At 55.7% G+C, this 13,574-nt stretch carries 11 protein-coding genes; 10 read left to right on the top strand and 1 reads right to left on the bottom strand.

Going from position 1 to position 13,574, the window contains the following annotated elements:
• Nucleotides 1–69: 69 nt before the first annotated feature.
• The 10 genes from KI367_RS04805 to KI367_RS04760 all read left to right on the top strand — a co-directional run bounded on the left by KI367_RS04805 (nt 70) and on the right by KI367_RS04760 (nt 12,280).
• Nucleotides 70–1,518, top strand: coding sequence for an LpqB family beta-propeller domain-containing protein (locus KI367_RS04805; RefSeq protein WP_212948022.1), 1,449 nt, complete (start codon nt 70–72; stop codon nt 1,516–1,518).
• A 30-nt stretch (nt 1,519–1,548) separates the two neighbouring features.
• Entirely contained in the window at nt 1,549–2,403 is an 855-nt protein-coding gene (locus KI367_RS04800) for a phosphate ABC transporter substrate-binding protein (protein WP_212948020.1), read from the top strand.
• Nucleotides 2,404–2,495: 92 nt separating this feature from the next.
• Complete coding sequence (gene pstC, locus KI367_RS04795; protein ID WP_306433215.1) at nt 2,496–3,446, top strand: phosphate ABC transporter permease subunit PstC; 951 nt, start codon at nt 2,496–2,498, stop codon at nt 3,444–3,446.
• The gene (pstA, locus tag KI367_RS04790; protein ID WP_212948013.1) at nt 3,443–4,324 is read left to right on the top strand and encodes a phosphate ABC transporter permease PstA; all 882 of its coding nucleotides are present in this window, start codon (nt 3,443–3,445) and stop codon (nt 4,322–4,324) included. The genes pstC and pstA overlap by 4 nt, the downstream gene beginning before the upstream one ends.
• A 254-nt stretch (nt 4,325–4,578) precedes the next feature.
• Nucleotides 4,579–5,214 (top strand): phosphatase PAP2 family protein, encoded by a 636-nt coding sequence (locus KI367_RS04785; RefSeq protein ID WP_052147254.1) that lies wholly within the window; start codon nt 4,579–4,581, stop codon nt 5,212–5,214.
• A 151-nt stretch (nt 5,215–5,365) separates the two neighbouring features.
• Entirely contained in the window at nt 5,366–6,079 is a 714-nt protein-coding gene (locus KI367_RS04780) for a FadR/GntR family transcriptional regulator (protein ID WP_212948011.1), read from the top strand.
• On the top strand, nt 6,072–7,292 hold the full coding sequence (locus KI367_RS04775; RefSeq protein WP_036713586.1) for a CynX/NimT family MFS transporter: 1,221 nt from the start codon (nt 6,072–6,074) through the stop codon (nt 7,290–7,292). The genes KI367_RS04780 and KI367_RS04775 overlap by 8 nt, the downstream gene beginning before the upstream one ends.
• A 166-nt stretch (nt 7,293–7,458) precedes the next feature.
• Nucleotides 7,459–8,340: an AraC family transcriptional regulator gene (locus tag KI367_RS04770; protein WP_212948009.1), complete on the top strand. Its 882-nt coding sequence runs from the start codon at nt 7,459–7,461 to the stop codon at nt 8,338–8,340.
• Between the two features lie 384 nt (nt 8,341–8,724).
• A complete protein-coding gene (locus tag KI367_RS04765; protein WP_212948007.1) occupies nt 8,725–10,470 on the top strand; it encodes an ABC transporter ATP-binding protein in 1,746 nt (581 codons plus the stop codon).
• Entirely contained in the window at nt 10,463–12,280 is a 1,818-nt protein-coding gene (locus KI367_RS04760) for an ABC transporter ATP-binding protein (protein ID WP_212948005.1), read from the top strand. Before KI367_RS04765 ends, KI367_RS04760 begins: the two co-directional genes overlap by 8 nt.
• Before the next feature lie 142 nt (nt 12,281–12,422).
• Here the strand turns inward: KI367_RS04760 and KI367_RS04755 are convergent, their stop codons facing one another.
• Complete coding sequence (locus KI367_RS04755) at nt 12,423–13,547, bottom strand: glycosyltransferase family 8 protein (RefSeq protein WP_036713589.1); 1,125 nt, start codon at nt 13,545–13,547, stop codon at nt 12,423–12,425.
• Nucleotides 13,548–13,574: the final 27 nt, after the last annotated feature.

Here is a 13,574-nt window from a genome sequence, read left to right as displayed (position 1 = left end):
ACCAATCTAACAAATCTATATGAAAATAGACCTAGATTCACCGAAGCGAAGAAAAAAGGGAAGAAAAGGGTGAGCGATTTGAAAACCAATAAAATGCTGCAGACCATTGCCGCAGCGGCTTTCGTGACGGCCGCGCTGTCGGCGGGAGCGCCGGAGGCCAAAGCATTGCGAGCGCAGGACCAAAGTACTGCATCCCAAGTCTCACCGGCCAAATTCGCGGTAGCGAGCGAAAGCATCCGCGTCAACGGCCAAAACATGACCGTCTCCATGCTGAAAGCCGGGAACGGGAAGCTGATCGCGCTGGGCGATCTGGCTAAAATGTACGGCGCGGCCGCAACTTCCACCAAGGGCCTCATCACGGTAAAGACCGGCAAAAACGGGCATACCCTGCAGCTGCAATCGGGTTCCAAAACCTTCAAGCTTGACGGCGAAGCACAGACCTTTACGGCCGCTCCCGTCATTCAGGACAATCGTGCTTTCGTTGAGCTGAAGCCCGTCGTAGCCGCTCTGGGAGGCGAAGTCATCGCTGCCGGGGATACGCTGCAAATCCTGACGGCGGGGAGAATCGAGGGAAGTTTCGCTTCCGTTTCTTTCGACGCCAAAGGCCGACTCGTCGCCGTGAAGGAGGATGCCGATCCGGCCCAATTGTACAGCCTTGGCTCAGACTACAGCTCACGTTTATTATTTTCAAATCCGAACGCGTCGAATATGACAATTTCTCCGAACGGCGACCTCGCCGCGTACACCGACGAAACCGGACAGCTGTACCTCGTCAGCCTGAACGGCGGAGAGCCGTACAAACTGGGTGCGGACACCTCCGTGAAGACGGATCTGGCCTGGACGGCCGACGGCAAAAAAATCTATTTCATTCAGGGCGACAAACAGGAAAAAATCTCGTGCGTCTCCGTGGACACGGGTCAAATCACCGAAATTTTGGCTGACAAGGTCGAAAATAAATCCGAGGTCCGCGTTTCGGCCGACGAGAAGAAAATCGCTTATATCGTCACCGCGACGGGCGTTGCGCAAAACGACAAAGACAGCACGGAAGATTCCCTCAAAATCGATTATTCCGGCGCCGGGGAGCAGATCTATACGTTGGATCTCGGCGTGAAGGACGCCAAACCCGCAGCGCTGACGGCCTCCGGGGACAACAAACTGTATCCCGCCTTCCTGGGCAATGGCAGCGTGGCGTATTTGAGCGCCGATCCGGAACAAGCGAATGCCAAAGGAACGATCAAAGCCGTTTCCGCAAGCGGCGGTACCCGGGATTTGATCGCGGACGCGGACTTCTTGCTCAGCGCTTCGAGCCCAAGCGGCCATTTGGCTGCCGCCGGCGTGGCTAACGACGGAAGCTGCAAGGTCTACGCCCTGGTATCAGGCGTCAAAACCGAAGTGTACGCCGCCCAGGCGGACGTTACCGGCCTGGCCATTTCGGAAGACGGCACCCGCGTGGCCGTCGTCGCGGACGGCAAAGTGATCCTGGTTCAAAACGGTAAAACCGACCAGCTTACCAAATAACTTGCGTCATATCGAGAGGAGATTATACGTATGAAATGGTTCAAAAAAATGTCGCTTCTGGCCGCAGCCTCGCTTGTGGCCGTATCCACCCTCGTCGGCTCCGCTTCGGCGGCTTCGGGATTGTCGGGCAAAATTACGATCAACGGTTCGACGGCGCTTCTTCCTTTGACGCTGCAAGCAGCCAAGGAATTTCAAAAGCTGAATCCTAAAGTCAGAATCGCCGCCTCCGGCAAAGGCTCCGTGACCGGACCTCAGGCCGTGAAAAAAGGCATCGCCGACATCGGCGCCTGCGATTGGGACGCCAGCATGGACGTCCCCGGTTTCAAAGCATTTGACGGCCAAGTCGCCAACAAAGTTGCAGTCATTCCGTTCGCAACGATCGTGAACAAAAACGTGAAGGTCAACAACCTGACGACCGAGCAGCTGAAAGGCATTTATTCCGGCAAAATCACCAACTGGAAGGAAGTCGGCGGAGACAATGCGGACATCGTCGTCATCACCCGCGCTTTCGGCTCCGGCACGCGCGTCAACTACCAGGCCAAGGCGCTGGGAGGCGGCGACATCGTGAAAAAGGACAAAAACTACAAGGAAGTCGGCTCCAGCGGCGACATGAAAACAGCCGTGGCGACGACGCCGAACGCCATCGGCTACATCGACCTGGTATACGTGAACAGCGACGTAAAAGCCGTCAGCTTCAACGGCGTGGCCCCGACGACCGACAACGTCATCAACGGCACGTACAAAATTTGGGCGTACGGTTATTACATGACCAAAGGACAACCGACAGGCGCGACGAAAGCGTTCATCGAATACGTGCAAAGCCCGAAGTTTCAGCAGGGATCGCTCAAAAAGCTGAAATTCATTCCGATTTCGGCGATGCGCTAAACCGCAAGCGGTACGTGATTGATGCCTTAACAAGGAATAGCGAGCGGCCAGCCCTGATCACGGGGCTGGCCGCTTTATGGGAGGAAACCTGAGTGAGCATCTCTGCCCGGCCAACGATGCCCGATAAATCGGGTTCGCTCGCGAAGCCGGCGGACGGACGGTTCGGCCGTTACGTTCGCGCCCGTTTCGCGGATCGGTTGTTTAAGTATTATTTCCTGTTCAGCATTTTGGCCCTTTGCTTCGTGCTCGGGCTCGTCATCTTTTTTATCGGCAAAACGGCGTTATTGACCTTCGCCCATATTTCCCTGGCCGACTTTTTCCTGTCGTTCGATTGGACGCCGGAAAACGAAAGCTTCGGGGCGGCCGGCATCATCGTCAATACGTTATCTTTGACGGCGCTGACGTTGGCCATGGCGGTGCCGGTTGCGGTCGGCATGGCCGTGCTGATCGCCGAAATCGCTCCGAAATGGCTGCGGAACATGATGCGTCCGGTGCTGGATCTGCTGGTCGGCATTCCGTCCATCGTTTACGGCTATCTCGGCCTCACGGTATTGATTCCGGTCCTGCGCCGGATGAGCGGGGAAAATTTGGGCGACGGGCTGCTTGCCGCGGCTCTGGTGCTTGCGCTGATGGTGCTTCCGACCATTTGCCGGATCAGCGACGAAGCGATTTCGATGGTGCCGAAGAAGTACCGCGAAGCGGCGTATGCGCTTGGATCGACGCGCCTTCAGGTGACGATGAGGGTCGTGATTCCGGCGGCGGGACGGGGAATCGTCGCGGCTGTGATTATGGGGATGACCCGGGCGATCGGGGAAACGATGGCGGTCGTCATGGTCATCGGGAATACCGCGCAGCTTGCCACGACGTTATTCACTCCGGCATCCGTCCTGACGAGCAACATCGTCATGCAAATCTCCAACGTCGAATTCGATACGACCTGGAACTACGCGCTTCATATGATGGCTTTGCTGCTGCTGGCCATTTCGTTCCTGCTCATCCTGTTGATCCGTTATCTTGGACGGAAGGGAAGTGACCAAACATGACGCCGACGGCCCAAAGCCGAAAAATGCAAGGGTCGCTTGCGTATAACAAGCTTGCCACGGCCGCCTTTTATGGATTGGGGGCGCTCGTGCTGCTGCTGATTGTCTGGCTGTTGCTTACGATTCTCGGCAAAGGGCTCCCCGGCCTGACGCTGGATTTTTTGACGAAAGTGCCGGAGGATATCGACCCGGGGGGCGGCATCGGCCCGGTGTTGTTCAACTCCTTCTACATTTTGTTTTTGTCGCTGGTCGTTTCGATCCCCATCGGGGTCGGAGCCGGCATTTACATGGCCGAATACGCGCCCGAAAACAAGCTGACCGAGGTGCTCCGCATCTGCGTGGAGAGCTTGTCATCCGTTCCGTCGATCGTTTTCGGCATGCTCGGTCTCGCGATTTTCGCCGAGTATTTCCAAATCGGCTTGACGATCCTGGGCGGGGCTGTCAGCCTTGCCTTCCTCAATTTACCCATGCTGGCCAGGGTGACCGAAGAAGCGGTCCGCGCCGTGCCCCATGACGTTAAAAATGCTTCCTATGCGCTCGGAATGACCCGGTTCCAATGCATCCGCACCGTCGTGCTGCCGATCGCGCTGCAGGGCATCATAACGGGCATCTGCCTGGTGGCGGGCCGCGCCTTCGGCGAATCGGCCGTCATTCTGCTCACGGCGGGCCTCAGCACGTCGGGCGAAATGTGGGATTTCAACCTGTTTGCGCCCGGCGAAACGCTTGCCGTCCATCTGTGGTACGTGCAGTCGGAAGCGATCGTGGAAGATGCCGCATCGATCGCGCAGCGGTCCGCGGCCGTGCTGGTCGTCGTCGTTTTGCTCATCAACCTGCTTTTCCGCATTCCGCTGTGGATCAACAACCGCAAACTAAAACGTTAGGAAACATTCAGGAAGCCTTCGTGCCTGCAAGGTACGGGGGCTTTTTTGCGTTTTGCGCGCGATAATCATTCGGAACCGCCGAAAAGCACGAAAACTTCACGAAATATCTACATTTATCGGTGTTGAATGATGGCGGATGGCGGAGTACAATGAATCAGTGAGTTTTGGATAAAAGCGGTTGTCCGATGACCCGATTTCGAAATTGGAAAGGTATTGATCCCATGTCTTGGCTAAAAAACTGGATCCCTAGGCCGATGCAACGCTGGGCTCCTCTTTTATTGATGCTTGTTTTTCCCGTGCTCGGGAGCCTTTATCAACTGGTCAACCAGCCGACGGACAACGTCTATTCGCTTGTCACGCCATTGGACCAGGCAACGCCGTTCATTAAATATTTTGCGCTCCCGTACGGAGTCTGGATTTTTTACATCTATGTGTGCATCGTGTATTTCTTTTTCAAGGACCGGCCGTCGTTTTACCGTTCCATCTTGTTGTACACGGTCTGCGCCCTTACGTGTTACGTCATTTATCTGGTGTTTCAAACGACCGTGCCGCGGCCCGTCGTCGTCGGAGACGATCCGTTTGCAATGCTTATGCGGTTCATTTACAAACGGGACCAACCGTTTAACTGTTTTCCGAGCATTCACTGCTTCTCCAGCTACATGGTGATGCGGATGATATGGCAAAGCCCGGCGCGCAACCGCAAAAACGTCTCTTTGATCACCGGCATGTCGCTGCTTATTATTTTATCGACCTTGTTTATCAAACAGCACGTCATCATGGACGTCATCGGCGCGATCGCTCTTGTCGAAATTTACAATTTCCTGTTCATCAAGCTTCCTGCCCTGCATAAAAACAAAGTGGCGGCGGAACGCCGAGAATTCCAGGCATAATCGGACCCATTTCTTTGAAAAAGGCTGCTTTGAAAAGCGGTCTTTTTTTTGTTATTTACATCGTATTTTTGAAATTTTTTCTGAAATATAGCATGGATATGAAAATAGTGTTATAATCGAACCAAACATCCGATGTTTGGAGGATTTGCCGATGACACTTCAACGCCCGACGAAACAAACGTTGGTCGAACAAATCGCCGCCCAGCTCGAGCAGCTTATCGAAGACGGGACATGGCCGGTCGGCGAACGCATTCCCGCGGAACCCGAGCTCGTCAAGGAGCTTGGCGTCAGCCGGAACACGATCCGCGAAGCGATTCACGCGCTGATCCATGCGGGCATGCTCCGGACAAGGCAGGGGGATGGAACCTATGTGTGCTCTGCCAGCAGCCTGGCGCCGGCATTGACGCGGAGATTGGAACGGTCGAAGCTGAGCGATACGCTCGAAGTCCGGTCGGCTTTGGAGCAGGAGGGAGCCCGTTTGGCGGCGCTCCGGCGTACGCCCGAGGATATCGTCCGAATCCGTTCGGCTTATGAGGCATGCATCCGTGCCGAAGCTGCCGGGGATATCGAAGGTTACATCCGGGCGGATTACGAATTTCACAAAGAGATGATCGTGGCCGCGCATAATCCGATTTTGAGCGACCTGTACGATTCCATCAGCGAATCCGTCCGGCAGGTGGTGAGTTACGGCAGCGGCCACCTGTGCTTGTTGGAGCTTCATTCGGAGCTGAACGCCCGGCTGATCGAAGCCATCGTCGCACAGGACGAAAGCCGATCGGCGGAGGCGGTCCGCGACTATCTTGACGCTTCGCGCACCGTATTGCTAAAAGAGATACAAGGGGGAGACAAAACACATCATGAATAACGCAACCGAAACGAAATTTCAACAAAACACCGATCCTGCCGCATCCACCGGCGTGAAGGCGGCGGTGCTGCTGCTCGGGATCGTCATGATCGCCACGACGCTCCGGTCGCCGATCACCGCGGTGGGACCGCTGATCGAAACGATCCGCAGCGATATGGGCATGTCCCACACGCTTGCCGGATTGCTGACCACGTTTCCGCTGCTGGCCTTTGCGGTCATTTCTCCGCTCGCACCCAAAATTTCGCGCAGCTGGGGGATGGAGCGGACGTTGTTTCTCGGCGTGTTCGCCGTGACTGCGGGCGTGTTATTACGCTTTATCCCGTCGCTGGCCGCGTTGTTTGCGGGGACCATTTTGCTTGGCGTCGGCATCGCGCTCAGCAACGTCCTGCTTCCAAGCTTGATCAAACGGGACTTCCCGCTGCGGACGGGCGTCATGACGGGGATTTATTCGGTATCGATGAACATTTTTGCGGCGGTGGCTTCGGGGATCAGCGTCCCGGTCGCTTCCCATCTGCATTCGGGGTGGCGGGGATCGCTTGTCATGTGGGGCATCTTTTCCGCCGTCGCGATGCTGGTCTGGCTGCCGCAGCTGCGCTCCCGCCATCAGGCGGGCGAGGCGCAGGTTTCGGGCAAAAGCGGCGTTTGGGGCTCCAAGCTCGCTTGGCAGGTCACGATCGTCATGGGACTGCAATCTTTCGTATTTTATTCCGTGGTCGCCTGGCTGCCCGAAATTTTGACCGAACGAGGCATGAGTCCTTCGACGGCAGGCTGGATGCTGTCCCTGCTGCAGTTGTTCAGCGTGCCGGTTACGTTTATCGTGCCCGTACTGGCAGCCAAATTCAAGAATCAGCGTTTGCTTGTGTTCCTTACGTTCCTATGCTTCATGATCGGATTCTCGCTGCTTATGACCGGCGTCGCGGCGCTGGTGCCTGCCGCCGTCATTCCGATCGGCATGGCGACGGGGTCCGCTTTTGGCCTGGCCACGATGTTTTTCGTGCTTCGCACCCACCATTCGCAGCAGGCAGCCGAGCTGTCCGGAATGGCGCAATCGATCGGCTATTTATTGGCCGCGGTCGGCCCGCTGCTGTTCGGATTCGTCCACGACGTAACCGGAAGCTGGACGGTAGCCATCATCTTGCTGATGGCGGCCGGCATCATCTATATGCTTGCGGGTTGGGGAGCCGGAAGCAATCGTTATATCGGAGATAAGTAATGAACGACGGCAGCCCGGAAGAGGTAACATCTTCATAGGGGCTGCCGTTTATTTTAGAGACAAACGCGGGTCTCTGTTGACGAGGAGCCCCTGCAAAACGGTGCATGGATTGTCGGATGCCCGTTTCTTGATCCTGTTAGGATGAGATTAAAGGAGGTCATAACCAATGGATATGCTGCAAAACTTGAACCGGGCGCTCCGGTACATCGAAGAGAACCTGGACGGCGAGATCGACTATCAAGAGGCGGCACGGCTGGCGTTATGTTCGGAATATCATTTTAAAAGAATGTTTTCGTTCCTGGCCGGGATTTCGTTGTCCGAATACATTCGGCGCAGGCGCCTGACTTTGGCCGCGATCGACCTGGCCGCCGGAGCAATGAAGGTGATCGATGCCGCCGTCAAATACGGGTATCATTCGCCGGATTCGTTCGCCAGGGCGTTCCAGCAGCTGCATGGAATCACGCCGTCCGAGGCGCGAAATCAAGGACGTTCGTTAAAAGCATTTCCCCCCATGACCTTCCGTTTATCCATTGAAGGAGGAGAAGAAATGAACTATCGTTTGGAGGAAAAAGAGGCGTTTCGCATCGTGGGGCTCAAGAAAAGGGTCCCGATCCAATTCAGCGGCGTCAATCCGGAAATCGCCTCCATGTGGGCCGGCTTGGACGAAAAGACGATTACCCTGCTGAAAAGGCTGTCCAACGTTGCACCTCAGGGGCTGATCAGCGCCTCCGCCAATTTTTCGGAGGGCCGCATGGAAGAGCAGGGCGAGCTTGATCATTACATCGGGGCGGCCACAACCGCCGAATGCCCGGAGCATCTGTCGATGCTGGAGGTGCCGGCCATGACGTGGGCCGTGTTCGAAGCGGTCGGTCCTTTTCCCGAAACGCTTCAATCGGTATGGGGGCGGATTTATTCCGAATGGTTCCCGTCTTCGGGGTATGAAGCCGTTGAAGGCCCGGAACTGCTGTGGAACGAAAGCAAGGACACTTCCTCGCCGGCATTCCGGAGCGAAATCTGGATTCCCGTCGCCAAAAAAACGGCGGTGTAATCCCCGATCGTCACCTTGAAACCCTGTGATGGATGAAAAAAAGGACTTCCCTGCATGGAAGGGATGGGCATGCGCCCACTTCCTTTCCTGCGGAGCGCGGGTCCTTTTTTGTTTATTCGTTGCCGCTATCCAATTTGAGTCGCACACGAATTCCGGCTGCGGCCGTATGCAAGCGGTGCCCTCGTTTCCTTTTCTAAGAACAGCGAGAATAGAGCGTTTTCATAAGCCGCAAATTTTTTTTGCCGCGAAAAAACCGACCGCATCAACGGTTTGCGGCCGCGTTGCCGGCTTGGCGGCGGCCCGGATTTTTTTAATTGTGCTATATTTTAGGTGAAGAATCGATAAGGGAACATAACACATCCAGCATGAGGAGGGACGATCATTTTGAAAAACTTTGAACTTCTCACCCGCTATCTGAAGGAAAACAAGCTGCTCTACTTGACCGCCGTGCTTCTGATCATTTTATCCAACGTAGACCAGTCCTTGCTTCCCCAGATGCTGGGAAAGGTAACGGATGGGCTGAAGGACGGGACGCTGGGACGGGACGGAATCATTCAGTACAGCCTGATCCTGCTGGCCATCGCGGTATCCTACGGGGTGATGTTCGGGCTGGGGCAGTATACGATCATGAGGCTCGGACGGCGGTTCGAGTTTATGACCCGCGGACGCATTTTTGCCCAGTTTTCCAGGTTGAGCGAGGATTTTTTCTCCAGGCAGGGAACCGGGAAGCTGCTCAGTTACGTGATGAACGACGTCACCTCGGTGCGCGAGGCGATCTCCTTCGGCGTGACGCAAACGACCAACGCGGTGTTTATGGTGATTTCCTGCGTGGCGATGATGCTCATTACGGGCATACCGATCACGTTGATCCTGGTCAGCGTCGGTCCGCTGGTGGCGATCCCGTTTCTGGTCATCTATTTCGGCCCGCGAATCCGGGAACGGTCGATGAGGGTTCAGGAGAATCTGGCGACGATGACCGAATCGGCCGATGAGCAGATCGGCGGAATCCGGGTCACGAAAACGTTCGCCATCGAGGAGACCGCCCAGCGGAGGTTTGACGGCACCGTGGACGGCGTCCGGGAAGCGCAGCTGCGCTTGGTGCGGATGTCTTCGTTGTTTCAGGCGATATTGCCGTTTCTCGGGGCATTGTCCCTGGTCGTGTCGCTGCTGGTCGGCGGGTACATGACGATTCGGCATCAGCTGTCGCTCGGCAGCTTCGTGGCGCTGACGTTTTATTTAAGGATGCTGATGGGACCGCTCCAGCAAATCGGCAACGTCATTAATATGATGCAGCGTTCGGGCGCGTCGCTGGAACGGGTGAACCGCCTGCTGGCGGAGGTGCCGAGCGTCCGGGACCATGATTCGGCCATCGAGCTCAGCTCCATCGGCGATATCGAAATCAGACATTTGGATTTTGCGTATCCCGGCGCTTCGGACAAAGCGCTGAAGGATGTCAGCTTTACGATTCCCAAAGGACGCACGATCGGCCTGATCGGCCGGACCGGCAGCGGCAAGTCCACCCTTGCCAAGCTGCTGCTTCGGATCTACGAACCTCCCGCAGGCAGCATCCGCGTGAGCGGCGAGGATATCAGGGAAGTATCCCTGGACACGCTCCGGCGCAAAATCGGCTATGTTCCGCAGGACGGCTTTTTGTTCAGCACCGACATCGCGGACAACATCGCGTTCAGCGACCGCTCGGCGAATATGCAGCAAATCCGCAGCGCAGCGGATCAGGCTTTGCTGCTGGACAGCGTGAATACATTCAAGGAGGGGTTTCAGACCAAACTGGGCGAACGCGGGTTGACCCTTTCGGGCGGACAAAGGCAGCGGGCCAGCCTGGCGCGGGGCCTGATGAAAAAGCCGGAGCTGCTTATTCTCGACGACAGCATGAGCGCGGTGGATACGCTCACCGAGTCGGGGATTTTGAGGAATTTGATCCGGGAACGGCGGGGGAAAACGACCCTGATCATCGCCCACCGGATCAGCAGCGTGCAGCACGCGGACGAAATCATCGTACTGGACGAGGGGCGCATCGTGCAGCGCGGCAGCCATGAGCAGCTGATGGCCCGCCGCGACGGATTGTACGCCTCCTTGTACCGGATGCAGCAGGAGGGATTGCAGCATGCCTAATTCTTCGGCTGCCGCGACGGCCGGCAGAACGACCTCCCATGAACAGAAAGGCAAGTCGCTGGATGCGTTTAAACATGTCTTCAAATATGCCAGGCCGCATAAGCTGACGTTTGCCGCCATTTTCGTTTGCGCCCTGCTGGGGATTTCGGCGGATTTGGTGCAGCCGTATCTCGTCAAAATCGTCATTGACGACCATTTGGCCAAAGGCCAGGCGGAATTCGGATACATCGCGATGATGGCAAGCATATACCTGGGAATCTCGATCGTCAGCTTTTTGTTTTCCTATTTGCAAAACAACCTGCTGCAGTTTGCGGGACAAAGCATCGTGGCGAAACTCCGGAAAGATTTGTTCCATCATATCTCCAAAATGTCGATGTCGTATTTCGATAAGGTCCACCGCGGCAGTCTGGTCACGAACGTATCCAGCGATACGGAGACGATCAGCCAATTTTTCACGCAGGTGCTTCTCAGCCTGATCCGCGACGGCATGACGCTTGTCCTCATCATTTACTTCATGTTCCGCCTCGACGCGACGCTGGCATGGTATTCGCTGACGATCCTTCCGGTCATCGGCCTCGTGGCCTTCCTGTTCCGGCGCTATCTCCGCGAAGCTTACCAGGTGACCCGCAGCCGCCTGTCGCGTCTGATCGGCTTTATCGCCGAAAACCTGTCCGGCATGGGGCTGATCCAGGCCTTCCGGCAGGAAGAAGAGCAGACGCGCCGGTTCGATGAGCATAATCAGAGCTATTGGGAAGGCAATATGCGGGAGGTGAGGGCCAACGTCCTTTTTAACCGGACCTTCGATATTTTGGGCAACCTGGCTTTGGTGCTGGTCGTCTGGCTCGGCGGCATGGCCGTGTTCGACCATGCGGTCGAGGTGGGCGTTTTATACGCGTTTACAAGCTATATCCGCCAGTTTTTCCAGCCGATCAACCAGATTACGATGCAATGGAACACGTTTCAATCGACGATGGTGTCCATGGACCGGATTTGGAAAATATTCGGCACCGAGCCGGAGGTCAAAGATCCGCGGCCCGAACGCAAAGCGGATTTGAAAGCCGATACGGCGCTCGGCAAGGTGGATTTTAACCATGTGACTTTCGGATATAACCCGGCGGACCCGGTGATTCCCGACTTGGATCTGCATTTGACCGCAGGCGAGATGGTCGGCATCGTCGGAACGACGGGGGCCGGCAAAAGCACGCTGATCAGCCTGCTGAACCGTTTTTACGACGTGAACCGGGGCAGCATCCGGATCGACGGCGTCGATATCCGCGACATCCCGCAGCGGCAGCTGCACCGTCTGGTCGGTTTGATCCAGCAGGAGCCGTTTCTGTTTTCGGGCAGCGTGCTGGATAACGTAAGGCTTTTCCAAGATGACATCACCCGGGAGCAGGTCATGGAGGCCTGCCGGCAGGTCGGCGTTCACGACATGATCATGCGGATGCCCCAAGGTTACGATTCGAAGCTGTCCGAAAGGGGAAGCGGGTTGTCGGCCGGCGAGCGGCAGCTGATCTCCTTTGCCCGGATCATGGTTTTTGAGCCGAAAATTCTCATTCTGGACGAGGCCACGGCGCATCTGGATTCCCAGACCGAACAGCTGGTGCAAAACGCCCTGCAAACCGTATCCGAAGGCCGGACGACGCTGATCATCGCGCACCGGTTATCGACGGTCATGCACGCCGACCGCATCCTGGTCATGAAAAACGGCCGGGCGGTGGAGGAGGGCACGCATGAGGAGCTGATCGCCATGCACGGCTATTACGAGCAGCTGTACCATCACGCAAGGCAGGCGTCGGAGGAGGAATGAAGCGGGACACTTTTCGTTTTTCCTTCAAAAAAAGAAGCCGTTTCCGGTACGACCGGAAGCGGCTTTGATGTTGGATCGGGCCCGGTTAGCAGCTTAGGGAAGGCTTGCTATGCATCACTGCTTCGGGCCTTTGACATGATCGTTACCTCAAGTCCAGGAAGGGAGGGGCAGGCATTTTGGAAGACCAAAGAATATGGTTCGGGCCTTGTTTTTTGCTTCGAATACGCCCGTGGTAGATCCGGGGAGCCATTGCCGTTCTTTTCGATTTTCGGCGTGTACCCGGAGCCTGGGCATTCAAGGAAAAGCGTATCGTTTTAAGACGTTTCGTTCCCGCAGGTTTGATTTTTCTTACCCGTTTGGTTTTTTGCATCGGCCGGCGTCTTTCCAAACGCTTCTTCCGGTTTCCGGGTTTTGCCAAGTAATATCTTCCATGGGCGCCAACCCTTCTTTTTTTGATTGTTCTAGGTGTTGCCGGCGGGACAACCGGCGTTTTCCAAGGGGTCAGACCGAGGAGCTCCTGATACAGGCCATATCCTTCGGATAGGGGATCCCACATTTTTGTATCGCCGGCGAAGTGGACGATTTTGTTGTTTAAGTCCTGCCCGCTGCCCGGGAGACAGAACGAGTTAAAGCGCTCATCCAGCAGGAGGGAATTTCCTCCGAACACATGATTCAATGCATCCTGATCCGGCATGGTCGTTCCGGGATAGCTCCGCCAAAAATGTAACGTCTCTTCATACCAGTTCATTTTTTGGCGTATATTGTTCAGCGCGAATACAATGACCCCGGAATTAAAATAGGTTTCCGGATTTAGCCCGTAGGTCATGACGAGTCCTGCAATGCCCAGGATCCCCTGGTCGCGGACCGCCGCCAAATAATAGCCGTTCAAATCAATATTCCACAGCTCCGCAATGTCCATATTCACTAAAACATCGCAGTCCAGGTAAATAACCTTATCCACTTGGATCAAGGACGGCAACAGCAGCCGGTACAAGCTTCCCCATGTCCACCGGTCCAGCGAACCTGTTCCCGATAATGCCTCAGCCATTTCCGGAGGAATAGTCACCGGATAAAAATGAATATTGTTGTTGAATCCGGAAACCAACTCCGTCAGCCGGTTCTTGTTTTCTTCCGTTAAGGTCTCGTCGTGGAGGATATGAACGTTGACCGGAGAACCCGTATGGCGGAAAACCGATGCGAGAACCACGCCGGCATGCTCCGAGTAGCTTCCATCTTTATCATTAAAAGCTAAAGCCAATTCGATCATTTGGTCCCTCACCTCTCCCTAAATCAT

The sequence above is a fragment of the Paenibacillus cookii genome, assembly GCF_018333375.1.
Lineage (GTDB): Bacteria > Bacillota > Bacilli > Paenibacillales > Paenibacillaceae > Paenibacillus_AQ > Paenibacillus_AQ cookii.
Note: the sequence above shows the minus strand (reverse complement) of the source record. Positions and strands in the feature narration are given on the sequence as shown.